Below are 18,439 nucleotides of genomic sequence, written 5' to 3'. Positions count from 1 at the left end.
TCCAGAGCTCCACTCCCTCCACCAAGAGAGAAACGCCTTGTACGGCGAGGATCAGCCGCCGAGCCACCGCCGCGCGAGCTCGAGCGTGCGGGCGTTGTCGGGGACGTGCTGGAGAAAGCGCTCGCGCCAGGCCGGGTCGCAGAGCTTCTCGGCGCGCGCGAGCAGGGCCGTCCTGGCCGCGCCGATCGCGGCGGCGGCTTCGTCGTGCCTACCGCTCGCGGAGAGCACCTCGGCGCAGGTCAGGCGGACGAACGACTCGCCCTCTTCGATGGTTCCGAACGACTCCAGCGTGGCGTTGGCGTCGGCTGCTGTCCGGACTGCCTCGTCGATGCGGCCGAGTCCGAGCAGCACGCGCGCGAGGACCGCAAAGGCCTGCACGCCGAGCGTCGGTATGCTGGGAGCGAGCGAGACGGCAGCGCGCGCTTCGCGCTCCGCGGTCTCGAGATCGCCGGCGGCGAGGGCGATCCTCCCGAGGCAGCAGCGGGACATCATCTCCACACGCGCGCCGCTCGCTTCCCGGCTCGGCGTGACGCTCGCTTCTGCGAGCCTCCGCGCCTCGGCCAGCTGCCCGCGATGCGTGAGGATCTGCGCGAGGTTCGACTCCACGACGATCTTGAGATCCCAGAGCTGCAACCGGTCGGTTTCGTCCCTGGATGCGCGCAGCAACGACTCCGCCCTCTCGAAGTCGCCGAGCTCCGCGTAGAAAAATCCGAGATTTGCTCGGGCGCTGCAGGTATTGCGACGATCGCCAGCCTGGTCAAAGGCGGACAGCGCGGTCTCCAGGCGGTTCGCGGCGGCGCTGAGGTCACCAGTGCACATCGCGTAGCACGCGCGCGCGTCGTGGAGGCGTCCAATCACCCCTATGTCTTGTATCCCTGATTTTGCGAGAGCGCGCTCGACGGTCTCCATCAGAGCGTCCCCTTCGGCATAACGCCCCCACATGGTCACCACCATCGAACCGGCGATGAGACAGGTGAGCTTGACGCACTGAGCGTTGCCCGCGGCTTGTGTATCCGCCGCCATGGCCAGCCATCGCTCCAGCGCGTCGAACGATCCCTGCTTGGACGAGGCCAGGCACATCTGCTCGATGGCTGAGAACCATGTGGTCGAGCCTCGCTCGACCCGCTCGATCGCCTCCAGGCCTCGCTCCACGGCGAGGGCGGAATCGCCGCTCCATACATGCGCTTCGGCTTGAACTCGGCGGAGCCTGCCCGCGGTCTCTCCGGCGGCGCCGCAGCCGATGCCGCGATCGGCCCGTTCCAGCGCCGTGCGCAGATCGTTGCCGCGAAGCGCCTCTTCAGCGGCGCGCAGGTACGCCTCTGCCGCCCGCGCCGGCGCGCCGCCGAGCTCGAAGTGCTCCGCGAGCGCCATCGTGTCTGCGCCGCCGGTCCGTTCCAGCCAGTCGCCCGCGAGCGCGTGGCCGACACGGCGATCGCGCTCGGTGAGCATGCCATACGCGGCTTCCCGGACCAGCGCATGGTGGAACCCGTACTCCACCTCGCCTGCGACACGCGCCTCGTGGCGCCGCAGGATGAGCTCCCGCCGCGCGAGCTCGCCCAGCCGCGGCGCCACCGGCGCGCCGCCCACGAGGGCGGCGATTCCACCCTCCCAGAGTAGCGGAACTTTTAGTACACGCAGGGGAGGCCGAAATTCCGGCCAAAACCGGCGATTTGCTCAGCCGGACGGGCTGAACTACGATCAACCTTTCTGACAGGTGAAACAAATGAAAGACGCAACCCCCAACGCCGCGATCCGGCGGACGCTTGGCTACCCGCGCGTCAGTACGAGGGAGCAGGAGATCGCAGGCGTCTCCCTGGACGCCCAAGCCGAGAGGATCGGCAACTACTGCCGGCTCCATTCGCTGCCGGAGCCGATCCTGTTCCCGGAGGTAGAGAGCGGCGGCGAGGAGAACGAGGCGAACCGGAAGAAGGTCGCCGCGCTCCTGGCGGACGTCCGCCGGGGGGACATGGTCATCGTGACGGACATCGACCGCTTCGGGCGCGACGTCGTCTTCATTGTCAAGAACGTTCGTCAGATCATGCGCAAGGGCGCCGTGTTCGTCGCCATTGACAAGGGGTTCGATTCGCGCTCGCCGATGGCAGAGGACACGCTCGCCAATTGGGCGGTCGGGGCGGAGCAGGAGCGCCGTCGGATCAAGGAGCGAACCGAAGGGGGGCGGAAGCACCTGCGCCTCCAAGGGTACTTCGTCGAAGGGCAACCGCCGTTCGGCTACGAACGCCAGCCGAAGCCCAAAGGCACGAAGACGCCGCTCCCCCTCCGCGTGGTTCCGGAGCACGCCGCGGTGGTGCGTCGCATGTTCGCGCTCTGCCTTGAAGGCTATAGCGTATTCGAGACCGCCAAGCGGCTCCGCCAGGAGTATGGCAGCATCAAGGCGTTCGGGCGCGCCTGGGTCCTTACCGCGCTGCGCAACCGAACCTACACGGGCCGTGTCGCAAAAACCTGCGTGCGACCGAACGCCACGCGCGGCGTGGTGCAACTTCCGGCCGAGTGGATCCCTGCACATGAGGCGATCATCGACGATGAGACATTCAACAACGCTCAGCTTGCGTTGAGAAGCCGCCGCCGCGGGAGGAAGCCCCAGGCCGCGTCTGCGACAGCGAACTACTTGCTGCGCGGCTTCTGCCGTTGCGCGGAATGCGGCGGCAGCGTCGCTGCCCGTCCGGTGGACCGCAGAGGCCGACACAAGGTGGGCTACTACGTCTGCCGTGGCCATGTGGAGCAGAAAGAGAAAGGCGTCCGATGCAAGCTCAGCGCATGGCTTCGCCAGCCGGACGCGGACGCCGCCGCAAGCGAGCAATTCTTGACGTTTGCTCGCTCGCTCCTCACTTCGCTAACGAGACCGCCGCGTCAAATCGAGAAGCCGGACTTTGCAGCCCAACGCCGCGAGATCAAGATCTCGCGACAGCGGGTCGTGGAGTTTGTCGCAAAGGGACTCTTCACCGTCGACGATGTGAAGATGGAACTGAATCGTCTCGACGACGCGCTTGCGGCGATCGAGGCGAAGGAAGCCGAGTTCAAGGAGACAGCAGGCAACGATACCGTCGAGACTCGGAAGCACGCACACTCCTATGTCCAGCAGATAGTCGACGAGTGGAATGTGTTGCCGCTAGACATCCAGCGAGCACTGATTCGCTCGTTCTCCTCGAAAGTCGAGGCAACCAAGGACAAGCAGATCAGGACCACATGGCGCGATCCATCGCAGATATCAGCGGCGCATGGGGCGCAAGAGTTGCCAGCGCTTCGCCCTGTGCCGAACGTCGCTGCGCTGCCCGCCCCCTCGCCTGCTGCTTCGCTGCCCCCGACCGTCGCTGCACTCCCTGCCCCGACCATGTCTGCGCGTGACTATCTCGGCTCGCCAGAACGTGCCGTCGCTCCCGTCGGGCGTTCGCAGGGCTGACGCGCCGCTCCGCGTTAACCGTCCGGCCGACGAGCGGCCAATAGGGAACGAGAGTCGCGGGAGGGAGGGCCCTTCGCCCCGTCGAGCTCGACCCCGCCCTACCACGGCCGCAGCCGGGAGCGCTCAGCCTCGCGATGGGTTGCATCAACAGCGTCACCCGATCCGTTCACCATCGCAATAAACCGCAACAGTCTGCGCAATCTCGCCGCGACCGTCGCGCTCGTCAACAGACGATCTCCTACGTGAGGTAGTCACGATTCGCAGAAAAAAATCGCCGACACCGACATCTCCCGAGAGCGCGCGGCATGCTTATTGCGCCGCAATCGGCGGCAGCCAGTGCTCATGCACCATGCCCCTGATCGCCTTTTGAACGCTATCTCGACCAAAAGCATCCTTCTCACGCTTGCCAGGCCATCCATCGATCTCTGCCTGAATAGCCTCTTCCGTTACAGAACGATTGGCCCCTTGCAAATCCTCAACCACCTTCAGAATCGTCGCCCATCGCTCCAACCCACTGTCGCCAAAAGTATGCAATTTGGAAAGTATTGCATTGAGCTTGCCGAGATGAACACCGTGCTTCTGCTGAGCCATCGCTAGAGCTTCCGCGAAGCGCGGCCCCGGGATAAGCTCGTCGCCTCTCTCGCCTTTCATTGCGAGCCATCCACGATGGACGGCGGTATGTTGAGCGACGTCGTTGATCCGCGGCGACCATGGCCCTGCCACATGACGTATAAATTCAGCATAAATCGGGATACCACCGATTCGCTTGGCGATGTAGGCAAACTTGCTAAGATGAAAACGTCGGCAACGTTTACCAGCCTTCTGCAGCTCATCGGCGACTACGCAGCAAATGAGCGCATCGCTAATCTCCTCGTCAGAGTCATCAACTAGAGACGGGCGACTTCGATCGCTCGCCGCGAATTCCGGAATCCGACCGACAGCGCTTGATGGCAGACGCCCATCAGCGAGCGGCTTTTCCGAGCAAAAGAGCTGAACGAGGGCAGCTGGCAGAAGTACATCGAGGTCACTCTCCATAACTTGCATCGCCAAATCGGCGGCCTTGAGCTGACGAGCCACTTGCCGGTACTGAAGCTGCCTATCCATCGAGGGTAGCGGCATCTCAGCTGCGAGAAGGTCGCTCGGATTGAGACGTCGACGGCGTAGATTGGTCCCGATGCTGTCCCCTGCGAGCTTCGACCACACATCGGGCATCTTGAAATATGCCTCTATGACTTCCGGAATAACCAAATCCTGGTTAATATCAAAGACAGGAAACTCAGGACTCACATGCATTCCATCGCATTCCGAAGGAACGACCGCAAAGGCACCCTCCCACGCCATGAGCTTAGGGTAGCAGAATTGGCCCGCGCGAACCCTTGCAAGCTCCTTATATGCGAAATCTCTCCCCGCTTTTCTCCCGGCAACAAACATGCCACGGCCGAAACTGTACACACCCGCGAACTGATATTCCACATCTGACTCGACGCGTACATTCAACGTGCGACGATCAAGCAACCGGCCAAACGCAACCCGCCGATCCGTAGATCCATAAGGGAATAGCATTGACTTTGCAACATCAATGATGTCCCGATGTCGTCGTGCCAGAATGTCTCGTGCTTCGGTCACTCGGCCACTGATTGCACCAAGCCAGGACACTATACGACGCTGTTCGTCAACCGGTGGAAGCGGAACCTTGATCTCGTTCAACCGCTTGGTTCCGAGGGTCCGATTTCTTCCAGCGGATCCCGGCGAGATGCGGAGGACCTGAGCCAGTGCCTCTTTGGTGCGGAACCACCAATATAGGAAGTGTTGGTCGGCACGCTGCTCATCAATCCTGAATGTCAAGAAACGGTGAGAGCCAACTTTGCCGGATTCTTCAGGCCTCGCCACGGTGATAGCGCCCTCTTAGGCGAAGACGATCTGCATTATAAAATCGCCTGGCTCAATCCAGTAGATATCCTTGTTTCCGATGTCCGCCCCGGTGCGGGGTGGCTTGTGAAAAATGCCCCGGCCATGAGAGTACACGCCAATTTCCTGGTATAGCTCATGAGGCTCGACCTTCACCTCACGACGGACCAGGGTCGCCACATCGGTGAACGGTACCCGGGGCCATGAGGTGGAGGACAACAACTCTCTTCCGCTCGTTACGTCAGCCATGGGGTCCTGCCTGTACGAGCACCTTCACGGCACGCAGGATCTCAGCCACTCGCTCTGCCTGAGCGATGAGCCGCTCCGCCAGTTTCGTAGGTGGCAGCAGATCGGGCGTGTCTGCTGCATTGGGATTCTTGTGGTCGAGATTGAATACTGGCCAATATATAGCATCCCACTGTGCCTGCGCTTCGCGGGCCTGGGTGAGAGCAGTACGCTCGGCCTCCTGAGCGGACTCCAGCAGCGCCTTCCAGCGATCGCGGGCGACTCCGCTGGCACTGCTAAGCTTGGCCTTGGCCTCCACGATACGAGCCTTCGCCTCACGAGCGGCCGCCTCCTCCGCATTCACCTGCTCTTCGAATCGAGCGGCCTTGGCGCGGGCCTTAGAATGCAGTTCGCTGAATGCCAACTTCCAGGAGTGCTCATTGGCCGCCGGAGCACGCATCCACTCCAGTACAGGGTCGAACTCGCGCCCCTCGATGGGGTTCGTCTTGCTGTACTTTTTGCGGTCACCCGGGGTGGGTAGCTCATAGTACCAAATGTCGGTGGTGGCTCGACTGGAGTCGAAGATGAGCAAATTGGTCGGGATATCGGTATACGGCGCGAATGCTCCCGCCGGCAGCCGGATAATTGTATGGAGGTTGAATTCTGTCAGCAGATCGCGCTTGATGAGCGCAGCTACCCCGAGTTCAGACAACGTGCCGTTGGGCACGACCACCGCAGCGCGCCCGAACCGGCCCGAGGTTCGCAGCGTCCTCGACCTCCGCAACCGCGCCATGATAACCTGGAAGAACAGCAGGGCAGTGTCTGACGTGCGACGACTTGGCGGGAAGCTGGACAGCACACTGTCCTTCACCTGACCACCGAAGGGCGGATTCGTCAGGATAACGTCTACCTCCTCCGCTGGGCCGTACTCACCTATGGGTTTGGCGAAGGCGTCGCCGTAAGCTATGTGGACTCGCTCCATTCCATGCAGAAGCAGATTCATCTGCGCCAGCAGATAGGGCAGTGGCTTAACCTCGCCGCCAAGAATGGAACGCTGGTGCAGAATCTCTAAGTGCGCAGGTGTGGTGGCTTGAGGCTTCAAGTACTCGAAGGCCGAAACTAAAAACCCAGCGGTACCGCAAGCCGGGTCTAGCACCGTCTCGCCGAGGCGCGGATCCACAGCTTTCACGAGGAAGTTAACGACTGGGCGGGGGGTGTAGAACTCGCCGCTATCACCGGCAGCGTCGCGCATCTCCTTGAGCATCGACTCGTAGAGATACGACAATGTGTGAACCTCATCTCGTGAGGTGAAGCCGATCTTGTTGATCTCGGTAACCACCTCACGGAGCTGTGCACCGTCCCGAAAATTACAAGTCACATCATGAAACACCTTGGCAACTACTGAGGCACGGTCACCGGGAGCACTACCCTGGAGCTTGCTCAGGTAAGGTATGAGGCCGAGACCCTCGCTACCGTCGGGCCGGGTCGCACGTTGCTCGCGGATGAAAACTAATAGATCAGTCCCAGTGAGCCCCTTCTCACCGAGTGCCCAATCACGCCAGCGATAGGGTGCGGCAATGATCGGCTGGTAGCTCTGCTTCCGGAGCTTGGTTTTAGCCTCTTCCGTACGCTCCAGATCATCCAGAAATTTCAGGAACATGAGCCAGGTCAGGTGCGGTAACCTGTCGAGCTCGCCGGAAAGCCCGTGGTCCTTCCGCATGTGGTTGCGCGCGGCCTTTATGATGGCCGACAGGTTCTGCTTGCTTGTAGCAACCGCAGCAGTCGGCGCGGGGCTCTGCGTGAGCTCGGTCGATTGCTTCGTGGAATTCTTAGGGCGGGGCATGGGGAGTCCTACGGTCAGGCCGCATACAGCAGCTCGGAGAGTTCCGTCAAGGCGAATCCGAGACGGTCGACGTCCCCGAACGCGGCGACCAGTTCGTCAAAAGTCAGGCGGTCGCGCAGGGGAGGCAGTTCGATGGCTCGGGTAACATCGAGGTCGTCAGGACCGTCTTTAGCGTACATTTCGACCAGATCCGCAAGGATCGTGCGTGCCGCTTCACCGTACTGCGTGAAGAAGTCTGGCTTCCGACGCTTGGCGGCCTCTACACGCTGGCGGCGGGTAAGGATCGGTGCACCGTAGGCGAGATTACATAGCTGGTCGAACGGGTCGGCATCGCCTCGCTTGGTCGCCCTAGCAAGATCTGCCAAGTCGATGCCGGCGTTCTCTAGGCTCTTCACTACTACCGAGCGGCCATCAATTGTCTTCCAAGCCTCGCGCAGCTGCTCCGACGTCGGATATAGGGCGCATAGGCGTGAACGGGTGTAATCAGCGAAACTCTCGACCCGTAAAACGTGACCATTGGGATCAAGCACCTGGACTAACTCGGCGATGACTCGCACTATGACTCCCGAAACGGTGTGCTTGGCCGAAGGAAATGGTGACGGAGCCGGCGGTGGAACAGGATGGGTCGGAGGTAAGGGCCTGGGCCAATCATCGGGAGGCAACAAGGGCTCGGAATCGCCATTACCCTCGTTACCATCGCCACCATCGCCACCATGCGGCAACGAGACGACCGGATCGCCGGGCAATGGGTCGCCAGGATTGGGCGGCAGCGGGTCGCCATCGAACGCAGGATCGGCAAATTTTACCGTCGCCGTACCGGTATAGTCTAGGACGTTGAATACCCACTTTCCGAAGTCGGTACGTACGCGGGTGCCGCGGCCGATTATCTGCTTGAATTCGGTCATTGAACGAACCACCCGCAAGATGACGATGTTCTGGCATGTCTGCGCATCGACTCCGGTCGTCAGCATTTTACTGGTGGTGGCAAGAATCGGGCTATCACGCTTTACCTTCGGTGCCATGAACTCCCACAGAAGGTCCTTGCCGGTAGCACCCTCATCGGCGGTAATGCGGACGACGTAATTAGGATTCTCCTTCACGAGATCCGCGTTGCAAGCTGCTAGAGCACCACGCATGGCCTGAGCGTGGTCCTGATCAACGCAGAATATTATGGTCTTGGCGAAGCGATCAGTTCGCCTGAGATGCTCAGTCAGGTGCTGGGCAATGATTTTATTACGCTCCGGCAACACGAGCTTGCGCTCGAATTCCGGAGTTCCATATAACTCATCGGGAATCGGTCGGCCATGGTCGTCGAGTTGGCCCTTGTACGGACGCCAGCCAGTAGCGTCAACGTCGGTGACAACGTGGTAAACTCGATAAGGAGCGAGGTAGCCGTCTTCTATGCCCTGGCGCAGAGAGTAGGTATATAGCGGCTGACCGAACCATGCGAGCGTGTCTCGGTCAGCAGCGTGCGCCGGGGTAGCAGTGAGGCCGAGTTGTGCCGCGCTGCTGAAGTAACGGAGAATATCCTTCCACAAGCTATTCTCGCCCGCGCTGCCGCGATGGCACTCATCTACTATTATAAGATCGAAGTAGTCCGGTGACCACTCGCGATATAGCAACGGGGTACGATCGGACTGGGCGATGGCCTGGTAGAGCGCAAAATAGATGTCATGAGCGGTGCCTGCTCTGCCCTGGACACGGGTTATGGCCTCTTTAAACGGTGCAAAATCTCGCTTGATTGGATCATCGACTAATACATCCAGGTCGGCAAGAAACAGAATCTTGGGTCGGCGATTCGCTCCATCACGCGACCATCGGGATTCCCACAGCTTCCAGCAAATCTGAAAGGCGGTGGATGTCTTACCGGTCCCGGTTGCCATGACCACCAAAGCGCGGCGCTTACCTGTCACCAGCGCTTCGACAACGCGGTTGATCGCGATGGACTGGTAGTACCGGGGTGGTTTCTCGGCGGACAGGTTACATGGAGTGAGTAGCCGGGCAGCGGTGTCGGGATCGTGGAGACCGCGGGCAGTCCGATAGCGTTGCCAGAGTTCCTCGGGTGATGGATACTCACTGACGTCAACCTCATCTCCTGTAAGGAAGTCAAATTCGCGGATGCCGTGCCCGTTGGTTGCATAAGCAAACGGCACGCCGAGTACCGCGGCATAGTTCTTCGCTTGCTGGATTCCTTCGTTGTACGGTCGGTCCTCGGCCTTCGCTTCGACGACGGCGATTGGCCAATCGGGCGAGTACCGGAGCAGGTAGTCGGCCCGTTTTCGATCTTTCCGAACGCTCGGCTTCACGATGCGACCATCAGTGAAGATGTACTGTTCGACGAGGTGATCGTCGGACCAGCCAGACCTTCTGAGCGCGGGAGTAACGAGAACGCGGCAGGTATCAGCTTCGTTGCGAGGCATAGTGTTAATGGAGTCGTTGGACGCCGGTGGTCGAGATGTTAGCCGCGTCCTGAACGCGCGGGAACTGCTGATTTTTGCTCGTCCCACGGTGCGACCGACCAGAGCCAGCCCCCTGGCGAGCGGTGGGCCTCCTTGCGCCCCTGTCCGCCGGCGCTCTACCTAAGCGCATAGCCGGCGCCAATCCGGCTCTGCGGTAAGGGGCGACCCGGCCCAGGGCGCATTAAGCCCAGGTTGTCAGGTCCCTTCCGTTCGGATCGCTGGCGGACCGGCCGGTCGGATCTTGGTCAACCCCCACTTACATCCCGCGCGGAGGTGGGCGCGGTGGCCCATGTCAAGGTCCGTGCGCGGAAACGCCAACAATTCAATCACTTGCCGCTAGCTGCCCCACGCGTTCGGGGTCCAGCAGGGATTCTTGACGCCGCCGCTGCGTACTCCAAACGTGACGCGATTCGCCGTTCCGACGCGACCCGAGCGCTCGTTCCAACGGCTCGCTGGCAGCGATTTTGGCCGCTTGAGCACTCGTTTCGGCGACACCCAATCCAGTACCGACGATTCGGCCACCGCTCCGACGGCACCCGAGCGCTGCATCTTGCGCATGTGACGCGTGAGCGGCGGACGCGCGCGGCGGGTTGACAGGATTGCGTGATGACCGTCGATCGGCTGGCGACACAGTGGATACGGCACCGTGAACAAACTGCGCGGTGACGGCTGCACGGAGCTGCACGGCCGTACCCGTGCGCACCTCGATCTGCACGACGTCGCCCGTGCGCCGGCGTCGCCTGCAAGCGCAGCCAGGGGCGGCCTCGCCGTGGGCAGGCTGCCGTTGACGGCACGCTGACGGCCGCGCCTGAAGCTGCAACACGACGTTGCCCGTGCGCCAGCGTCGCCGCGAGCGCGGTTCCAGCGCGGCCTCGCCGTGGGCCGGCTGCCGTTGACGGCGCGCTGGTGGCCGCGCGCCTCGAGCTGCACCCCGTCCGCACGTGCGCCAGCGTCGCGGCAAGCACAGCCCGGCCGACGCGGATTCGTGGGTCGGGCCGCGTCTATGTCCGCCTGGTCGAGGGGCGGAGCGGCCGCGCGCGGAGCTGGACGCCGGCGAGCGCGGGGCCGGCATCACGCTAACTGGCGCCCCAGCAAACGGACGAGGCCATCAAGCGCGGCCGCAGTATTGAGGTCCTCGAGCACGAACTCGGCGGCCGCGGGCGTCCACCTGGTCGAGGGCCGAGTGGCCGCGGCGTGGAAGTGGACGCCGGCGAGCTCTGGGCCGGCGTCGTGCGACATGGAGCCCGAGCAAACAGGCCGCGGGGTCGAGGTGGACGTCGGCGCGCGCGGCTCCCTCGCTCCGGAGCGGCCGCGGTGTACATGACGCCGGAGCCGATCGAGGGCGTTGCATCTCGATCGGCTGCGCCGGCGAGCTCAGGGCTGTCGCCGGCCGCCAGTTCGAGCCCGGCCACGTCGCGACGCTTGACGCCGGCGAGCTCGCGAGCGTGCTGGCGTACACGGCGCCCGAGCAGATAGCGGGGCCGCAGCGTCGAGGAACACCCCGGCGGGGTCCGCGCGTTCCTGCGGACCGGAGGGGCGGTCTATGAGAGGATGCGCTGCCTCATTAAAAAAAGAGTGTGGTCTCCCGGGTGCGGCGCGGTGGCCGTCTCCTTTAGCTCGGATCCCTGGGATTGGGCGTGGGTCGGCGTCGCCCTGCTCGTGCTCGTCGGCATAGGCGCCGCGGTCGTCCTTGGCATCCGGCGCCGTCGCTGACGTGATAGGCCAGCTGAACCCCGCAAGGGGGCGCCGCTCGCTTGGGGAAGCACCAGACGGGGAGCGGCCGCGGGGTCGAGGTGGTCGTCGGCGAGCTCGGGGCCATTGATGTCCACCTCGTCGAGGGCGGAGCGACCGCGTCGATGTCCACCCGGCCGAGTTTGTCGGCGATCATCGCGTCCCGCGTCAGGCCGGTGAAGATCGCGGCCACGTGATCGCCGGCGTTCACCGTTCAACCCCAGCACCTACGCCGATCTGGGCCGCGCTCGCCTCGGCGGCGTAGACGTTGCGCCCGCCGAAAAGTCGAAGGCCCGAGGGCTGCCACCCTCGGGCCTTCTGGAGCTCCGCGTTGCCGGAGTCCCCCACCTTCATCACAAGCCGGGCTCCAGGTCCAGAAAGCGGCGGCATGGAGCCCGTTGCTTTCGTCCGCCTACCGCCTCGCCCTCTGCACCCGCTGCCGCGTCCAGCTTCGCCTCTGCCGCCGCTGCGATCGCGGCCAGCGCCTCTGCCCCGACTGCCGCCCGATCCAGCGTCGTGAGTCGCTCCGCCGCGCCGGGGCCGCCTACCAGGCCCGGCCTCGTGCTCGCCGCCTCCATGCCGCTCGCCAGGCCCGGTATCGCGACCGGCAGCGGGACAAGTTCTCCGCGCAGAAAGTGACGCATCACGGGGTGACGGAAGCCGCGGCCGCGTCGATGTCCCAGCTCGCGCCGGAGATTACCGCCGGCAGGAAGGACGACGATGACCATCGAATCCGAGATATCGGCCGCTGCTCGCTTTGCGGAGCGCGGCTTCCGCCCTGGGCCACGCGCGAGCGGCCCGCTCGGCGAGCTCTTCATCGACGCGCTCCCCGCGTCCCACGTGGGCCTCTACGGTGACGGGAGGCGGCGGTGATCGCGAAAGAGAAGGAGGCCGAGATCCTGCGCCTCTACCACGGCGAGAGGTGGCCCATTGGCACCATCGCCGCCCAGCTCGGGCTGCATCACACCACCGTGCAGCGCGTGCTCGGGCAAGCGGGCGTCGACCCGAAGGTCGTCGCGCCGCGCCCGTCGATGGTCGACCCCTTCGTGCCCTTCATCGTCGAGCAACTCGGCAAGTATCCCTCGCTGCGCTCGAGTCGGCTCTTCGGCATGTTGAAGGAGCGCGGCTATCCGGGCGGTCCCGATCATCTGCGCCGGGTGATCGGCCGTCTGCGCCCCAAGAAGCCGGCAGAGGCATTCCAGCGGCTCCGGACGTTGCCCGGCGAGCAAGCGCAGGTCGACTGGGCGCACTTCGGCAAGCTGACTGTCGGCCGGGCGCTGCGCCCGCTCTGGGCTTTCGTCATGGTGCTCAGTTACTCGCGGCGGCTCTTCCTGCGCTTCTTCCCGGGCGCGGCGATGCCCTTCTTCGTTCGCGGGCACGTCGAGGCGTTCGCCGACTTCAACGGCGTCCCGCGCGTGCTGCTCTACGACAACCTCAAGAGCGCCGTCGTGGAGCGCCACGGCGACGCAATCCGGTTTCACCCCACACTGCTGGCGCTGTCAGCGCATTACCGCTTCGAGCCGCGCCCCGTCGCCGTCGCCCGCGGCAACGAGAAGGGGCGCGTCGAGCGCGCCATCCGCTACGTCCGCGAGGCCTTCTTCGAGGCCAGGACGTACGCCGACCTCGGTGACCTCAACCGACAAGCGACCGAATGGACCAGCTCCGCGGCGATCGATCGCTCCTGGGTTGAAGACCGCGCCCGCACCGTGCGTCAGGCCTTCGACGATGAGCGCAACGTGCTGCTGCGACACCCCGACACGCCGTTTCCGGCGCATGAGCGCGTCGAGGTCGAGATCGGAAAGACCCCCTACGCGCGCTTCGATCTCAACGATTACTCTGTCCCCCACGACCGGACCAGCCGCACGCTCGTCGTCCTTGCCGACCTCGAGCAGGTGCGCATCGCCGACGGCAACGAGATCGTCGCGACCCACGTCCGCTCGTGGGACCGCGGCCAGCAGATCGAGCAACCCGAGCACCTCCAGCGCCTCGCCGACGAGAAGCGCCGCGCCCGCGAGCACCGCGGTCTCGATCGCCTCGCACGCGCCGCCCGCAGCAGCCAGGCATTCCTCCGCATCGTGGCCGAGCGCGGCGGCAACGTCGGCAGCGCGATCGCCCGGCTGCTGCAATTGCTCGACGCCGTCGGCGCCGCCGACCTCGAAGAGGCCCTTGTCGAGGTGCTTGAGCGCGACACCATCCACGTCGGTGCCGTCCGTCAGGTGCTCGACCGCCATCGCTCCGAGCGCTGCTTGCCGCCTCCGGTCTCGATCCCCGTCACGCGCGGCCAGCACGCCAACCTCGTCGTTACGCCGCATTCCCTCGCCACCTACGACGCGCTGAAGGAGGACCCGACGTCATGACCGACCTCACGCCCACCGAGACGAAGGCCCGCCTCAAGAGCCTCGGCCTCTTTGGCCTGCTCGCATGCTGGGAGCAGCTCGCTGACAAGCCCTGGCTTGGCGAGGTGCTCGCCATCGAGGAGCGCGAGCGCCACAAGCGCAGCCTCGAACGCCGCGTCAAAAATTCCCGCGTCGCCGCCTTCAAGCCGATGACCGACTTTGACTGGTCCTGGCCCAAGAAAATCGACCGCGAGGCCGTCGACGACCTCTTCGCCCCCGGCTTCATCTCCACTGGCCACAACGCCGTGCTCGTCGGCCCCAACGGCGTTGGCAAGACCATGATCCTCAAGAACGTCGCCCACCAGGCTGTCGTCCGCGGCCACACGGTCCGCTTCTCGACCGCGAGTGACATGCTCGCCGACCTCGCCGCGCAGGATTCCTCGGCCGCACTCGCGCGCCGGCTGCACCGCTACACGGCTCCCGCCCTTCTTTGCATCGATGAAGTCGGCTATCTCTCCTACAATAGCCGCTACGCCGACCTGCTCTTCGAGGTCGTCACCCGTCGCTACGACGCACAGAAGCCGATCCTGCTCAGCACGAACAAGGCCTTCGCCGACTGGGGCGAGGTCTTCCCGCATGCTGCCTGCGTCGTCACGCTCGTCGACCGGCTCGTGCACCGCGCCGAGGTGATCGAGATCGAGGCCGAGAGCTACCGGCTCAAGGAAGCCAAGGAGCTGAGCGCCCTCCGCACCAAGCAGCGCCGCACCAAGAAGCACTGAGCGGCCTCTTCACCGGGAACCTTCACCGGCATCGGACGCGGATTTCACCGGTGAACTTCACCGAATTCCCGCGAGTTGTCGAGATCATCTACAGAGTTCGTGCCGCGCGGCCCGGCGAGGAGCTCGAGGCGAGCTCGGCGGCTCCCCTCCGCGGCAGCGCGAGCGCGGAGGTCGAGGCGCGCGTCGGCAAGCTTGAAGCTATGGCCCTCCACCTGGTCGAACTCGGCCACGTTGCCGCCGAGGGCGGAGCGGCACGGGCGCGCCGCGTGGGCGCCCCTCGGCCAACGGCATCATCTCTGCGAGGTAGAAGCGCCGCGCGAGCTCGGGGCCGTCGCCGTCCACTTGGTCGAGGTCGGCCACGTCTCCGGCATGCTCCTCCAGCTCGGACCGCGGCGCCGCGGCATGGTCGAACCGCGAAGCGCCCGCAGCGTCGAGACGGACGCCAGGGAGGCCGTGATCGCGCTGGCGTCGTTCACGACGCCGGAGCAGACGGCGCGGCTCGGCGGTCGGGGCGCCGCTCCATGCCTAGCCGGTAACGAGATCTCGAACATGAGCTCGGGGGGCCATCATCGTCCACCCCGGGCGAGCGCGACGCCGTCGCAGAGATCGGGGCGGACGTCGGCGAGCGTTGCGCCGTCGGCCTCGTCCATCGGGCCGAGCGCGGCGCCGTGACAGCACTCCTTGACGCACCTGGAGCTGCACGACGTCGCCCGTGCGCCAGCGTCGCCTGCTCCCTGAATAGGATCGGCGAGCGGGCGCGATAGGCACGCACGGCAGAGGTACGCGGCGAACGTCCAACGCGACGCCGCTTCATGTGCTCGACTGGCGCGCTTCCCGCCGGGCAGCGCTTCACCGCAGACGAGCGTGCCGCTTGCCCGGACGTGGGGTTGGGACCGCTGCCGTCCCGCGCTCCGCCGCCTCCCACGCGGCGCGCAGGCAGCTCGCAAGTTTTCCTCCTCCCTCCATCGGCGGTCCCATTCGCTTCAGCGCCTCCAGGCGCACAGCCTCCAGCCTCGACCGACGCGGCGCCGTCGCCCGGCGCTTCTCCACGAGCTCACCGAGCACCTGCTCCGCGCGCTCCCACTGCGCCGCCGCCCCCGGCGCGTGCGCGATCCTTCGCACGGCGTTCCAGGGCGCTTCAAGCTGATCACACAGGTTGCCGATCTCGGGGTGCAGCCGAGCGATCGCGCGCAGGTGGCACCGGGTCTGCTTGTTCATCTGGAAACACTCTTCCAGGACGTGGCTCGGCGCGCGGACAACTCCGCACGCGAGCTCGTACCAGCGCCGCGAGCTCATGCGTCTACAAAAGCACCGAACCACAAACCTGCCAGAGCGAAGCCTTCATTTTCCGTTCAACTTTAAAGAGCGTTAAAGCACAGTACAAGAGTCGGTCCCTGGCGAGGGCGACGCCATTAAAGTCTGATGTAGCGTGCGACCAAGAGGACGCCGGTTCTCACGTGGCACCGTGACCTGACTGGCATTCGCTGGGGCCCGATGACGTGACCTCGGTGTGCGGGGTGACCCCCCCGGGCGGTCCCACGGCCCGACCGTCGAGCGGGGCCAGCTCGCCCGGCGCCGCAGTCGCGAGCCGCGCTGGCATCCACCTGGGCGAGCTCCGCCTTGCGCCTGGGCCAGCCTCCCGCCTGGACGAGCTCCGCGGCCTCGCGCGCCGAGTTCGCGCCCCGCGCCATGCCGCCCCGCGTCATGCCGCCCCGCGGTCGTGCCCGTCGCGCGCCGCCCTGTGGCACGCGTACGCAACAAAACGGAGGTGGGCGGCTCGCCGGAGCCCCTCAGCCGACCCCGCGCAAAATTACCAAATCGACCCCTTCGCGACCCCCCCAAATTGGCCCCTCGGGCGCTCCCTCGAAGCGGTCTAACTGCGCGTCACCAGAGCGGTTTCCACACCTGACCAGATCCCGGTAACTCGCGACGAGATACCGGATCGTCAGAATTACCATTTCGGGCCTCCTCACGGGCCCTCGTTCAGGCTCCGTCCCGAACCCGAAACACACAACAACCGAGGTTTGTATATGGCAGGAGCAGCTACCCTCGCGCTCTGGCGGCCCCCGACGCGCGGTCGTCGGGCCGCGCTGGCGGACGACGCTGCTGCACGGGCGGCATCCTGCGCAGCCCCAGGCGTTCGGCCGTCAGCGTGCGGTGACCGCGACCTGCCCCACGGCGCGCTCCGACAAGCCGCCCGCGCGCGGCACGGCCACGCATGGGCGACGTCGTGTAGCTCCAGCCGCGTGGTCGCCAACACTCCGCCAACGCCGTCGAGCGCCGTCCTGCCCGCGGCGCCACGCCGGGCCGGGAGGCGGACAACGCTGGCGCACGGACGGCGACATCGCCACGCCAGCGGGCCGGCGTCGCGGCGGTCGGCGCGCGCCTCCGTGACGCCGCCCACGCTCCCCGCGCCCGTGACGGGCGCGAGGCCAAGCGCCAGCGGCGGCCCTTCACGTCAGACCGGGCAGACCGGGCGATGGCGCGCGCGATCGGCCAGCTTGGCGCCTCCGACCGTCTCCCGAGAAAATGTCTCCCAGGGCGCCTCGCGCGCGGACGTCCACGCGCGCCGATCCGGGCCGCGCATGGCGACGCTAAACGCGGGCGCCACGCTGGGGCCCTGCACCCGTCGATCGCGTACGAGACCATGGGGCTGCTGGCCGACGTCGCAGGCTCGCCGAGCTCCCTCGCGTCCGCTCGGCTTCAACCGCGCACGGTGAACACCATCTCTTGTGGGAATGGAGTCCAGCGCGAGCCCTTGCATGTGCGCGTAAAACCCACACGATGCCGATTCGCCGCGCTCGGCTCGCGCATCGTGATCAGAGGCGCCCCCCTGGAGCGGCACGACGTCGTCCGTGCGCCAGCGTCGCCCGCGAGCGCGGCCCGATGGCGGCACCGCGGGCCTTTTGCGTCGACACCACGACGACGCGGGTTCGTCGGCAGCTAGATCGGGACCTCGTCATCTCTCAGAAGCCCATCAATCTTGCTTAGCAGTTCTCGCTTGACCCGCTGCCGGTTCAGTTCGTCTTCGTAACCGGCCTTGACAGATGATACCTTGGCGACGCCCTTCAGCATCATCATAGCGTCGATCATTCGCTCCGCCTCGTCGTCATCCAGGTCGCGCCGGAAGTGAACAACCAGGCCCTTGACGCTCATTGCAGTCCCACTCCCCGCGAAGAGATCTCGCCGGCTTCCCCAAGCATAAGGATATTACGCAACTCACCGATGGCCCGTGCGCGTCGCCTGTAAAGCGTCGAGAGGGGCAGCCCTGCATCTTGGGCGATCTGGGCCATTGAAACTCCGCCCAAATCGTGTGCCACGAGAACGAGTCGCAGCACCGGATCGAGCTCATTCACTGCATCCATGGTGCTGGCCCTGACGTTGTCGGACTCCATCACAGCAGCAGCATCCGGCGCTGGATCAAGCACATCGATCGAACTGACCAATTCCTCCCTGCGCTTTCGCGCACGCTCGTGGTAGTGGGAGGCAACGTGTACGGTGATCGCGTTCAACCAGCGCTCCGGCCTGCCGCGTTTCGGATCGAACCTGGGCCAGCTCTCGCAGACGTTGAGCCAGACCTGGCCCGCCACGTCGCCACGATGGCACTGAGGGACCCCCATCCTCTCCAACCAGAGCAACACGGCACGAACCAGCATCGGGCAAAACAAGCGCGCGTACGCCGCAGCGCGCTTTCCTTCATCCGGACAATCCATGACTTTACCCCCCGTTGCGAAATCGCA

At 64.9% G+C, this 18,439-nt stretch carries 15 protein-coding genes; 7 read left to right on the top strand and 8 right to left on the bottom strand.

The window, feature by feature from the left end:
• Positions 1–51 precede the first annotated feature (51 nt).
• Positions 52–1,587 carry a tetratricopeptide repeat protein gene (locus tag ACSRUE_RS05145; RefSeq protein WP_441290045.1) on the bottom strand — a complete coding sequence of 512 codons (1,536 nt, stop codon included), beginning with the start codon at positions 1,585–1,587 and terminating at the stop codon, positions 52–54.
• Positions 1,588–1,723: 136 nt separating this feature from the next.
• Between ACSRUE_RS05145 and ACSRUE_RS05140 the strand changes: the two genes are divergently transcribed.
• On the top strand, positions 1,724–3,418 hold the full coding sequence (locus tag ACSRUE_RS05140) for a recombinase family protein (RefSeq protein WP_441290044.1): 1,695 nt from the start codon (positions 1,724–1,726) through the stop codon (positions 3,416–3,418).
• 309 nt (positions 3,419–3,727) lie between these two features.
• Here the strand turns inward: ACSRUE_RS05140 and ACSRUE_RS05135 are convergent, their stop codons facing one another.
• Positions 3,728–5,125 carry a restriction endonuclease subunit S gene (locus ACSRUE_RS05135; RefSeq protein WP_441290043.1) on the bottom strand — a complete coding sequence of 466 codons (1,398 nt, stop codon included), beginning with the start codon at positions 5,123–5,125 and terminating at the stop codon, positions 3,728–3,730.
• A gap of 102 nt (positions 5,126–5,227) precedes the next feature.
• Here ACSRUE_RS05135 and ACSRUE_RS05130 point away from each other — a divergent pair, with 102 nt between their 5' ends.
• Positions 5,228–5,461 carry a hypothetical protein gene (locus ACSRUE_RS05130; RefSeq protein ID WP_441290042.1) on the top strand — a complete coding sequence of 78 codons (234 nt, stop codon included), beginning with the start codon at positions 5,228–5,230 and terminating at the stop codon, positions 5,459–5,461.
• 106 nt (positions 5,462–5,567) lie between these two features.
• Here the strand turns inward: ACSRUE_RS05130 and ACSRUE_RS05125 are convergent, their stop codons facing one another.
• Together ACSRUE_RS05125 and hsdR are read right to left on the bottom strand one after the other, a co-directional pair.
• Positions 5,568–7,394, bottom strand: a complete 1,827-nt coding sequence (locus ACSRUE_RS05125; protein ID WP_441290041.1) for an N-6 DNA methylase — start codon at positions 7,392–7,394, stop codon at positions 5,568–5,570.
• 14 nt (positions 7,395–7,408) lie between these two features.
• Positions 7,409–9,814, bottom strand: a complete 2,406-nt coding sequence (gene hsdR / locus ACSRUE_RS05120) for an EcoAI/FtnUII family type I restriction enzme subunit R (RefSeq protein ID WP_441290040.1) — start codon at positions 9,812–9,814, stop codon at positions 7,409–7,411.
• A 1,793-nt stretch (positions 9,815–11,607) separates the two neighbouring features.
• On the opposite strand from hsdR, the gene ACSRUE_RS05115 reads away from it, so the two are divergent.
• A complete protein-coding gene (locus ACSRUE_RS05115) occupies positions 11,608–11,781 on the top strand; it encodes a hypothetical protein (protein ID WP_441290039.1) in 174 nt (57 codons plus the stop codon).
• A 156-nt stretch (positions 11,782–11,937) separates the two neighbouring features.
• Here ACSRUE_RS05115 and ACSRUE_RS05110 read toward each other — a convergent pair whose 3' ends face one another.
• A complete protein-coding gene (locus tag ACSRUE_RS05110; protein WP_441290038.1) occupies positions 11,938–12,312 on the bottom strand; it encodes a hypothetical protein in 375 nt (124 codons plus the stop codon).
• Between ACSRUE_RS05110 and ACSRUE_RS05105 the strand changes: the two genes are divergently transcribed.
• The 4 genes from ACSRUE_RS05105 to ACSRUE_RS05090 all read left to right on the top strand — a co-directional run bounded on the left by ACSRUE_RS05105 (position 12,305) and on the right by ACSRUE_RS05090 (position 15,371).
• On the top strand, positions 12,305–12,457 hold the full coding sequence (locus tag ACSRUE_RS05105) for a hypothetical protein (RefSeq protein WP_441290037.1): 153 nt from the start codon (positions 12,305–12,307) through the stop codon (positions 12,455–12,457). The genes ACSRUE_RS05110 and ACSRUE_RS05105 overlap by 8 nt on opposite strands.
• A complete protein-coding gene (gene istA / locus ACSRUE_RS05100) occupies positions 12,454–13,941 on the top strand; it encodes an IS21 family transposase (RefSeq protein WP_441290036.1) in 1,488 nt (495 codons plus the stop codon). The genes ACSRUE_RS05105 and istA overlap by 4 nt, the downstream gene beginning before the upstream one ends.
• Positions 13,938–14,699 carry an ATP-binding protein gene (locus ACSRUE_RS05095; RefSeq protein WP_441290035.1) on the top strand — a complete coding sequence of 254 codons (762 nt, stop codon included), beginning with the start codon at positions 13,938–13,940 and terminating at the stop codon, positions 14,697–14,699. The genes istA and ACSRUE_RS05095 overlap by 4 nt, the downstream gene beginning before the upstream one ends.
• Before the next feature lie 192 nt (positions 14,700–14,891).
• A complete protein-coding gene (locus tag ACSRUE_RS05090) occupies positions 14,892–15,371 on the top strand; it encodes a hypothetical protein (protein WP_441290034.1) in 480 nt (159 codons plus the stop codon).
• A gap of 177 nt (positions 15,372–15,548) precedes the next feature.
• On the opposite strand, the gene ACSRUE_RS05085 is transcribed toward ACSRUE_RS05090, so the two are convergent.
• The 3 genes from ACSRUE_RS05085 to ACSRUE_RS05075 all read right to left on the bottom strand — a co-directional run bounded on the left by ACSRUE_RS05085 (position 15,549) and on the right by ACSRUE_RS05075 (position 18,412).
• Positions 15,549–15,917: a hypothetical protein gene (locus tag ACSRUE_RS05085; protein WP_441290033.1), complete on the bottom strand. Its 369-nt coding sequence runs from the start codon at positions 15,915–15,917 to the stop codon at positions 15,549–15,551.
• A 1,725-nt stretch (positions 15,918–17,642) separates the two neighbouring features.
• Complete coding sequence (locus tag ACSRUE_RS05080; RefSeq protein ID WP_437296997.1) at positions 17,643–17,855, bottom strand: hypothetical protein; 213 nt, start codon at positions 17,853–17,855, stop codon at positions 17,643–17,645.
• On the bottom strand, positions 17,852–18,412 hold the full coding sequence (locus ACSRUE_RS05075; RefSeq protein ID WP_441290032.1) for a sigma-70 family RNA polymerase sigma factor: 561 nt from the start codon (positions 18,410–18,412) through the stop codon (positions 17,852–17,854). Before ACSRUE_RS05075 ends, ACSRUE_RS05080 begins: the two co-directional genes overlap by 4 nt.
• Positions 18,413–18,439: the final 27 nt, after the last annotated feature.

Source organism: Sorangium sp. KYC3313, from assembly GCF_052075895.1.
Classification (GTDB): domain Bacteria; phylum Myxococcota_A; class Polyangia; order Polyangiales; family Polyangiaceae; genus Sorangium; species Sorangium cellulosum_B.
Note: the sequence above shows the minus strand (reverse complement) of the source record. Positions and strands in the feature narration are given on the sequence as shown.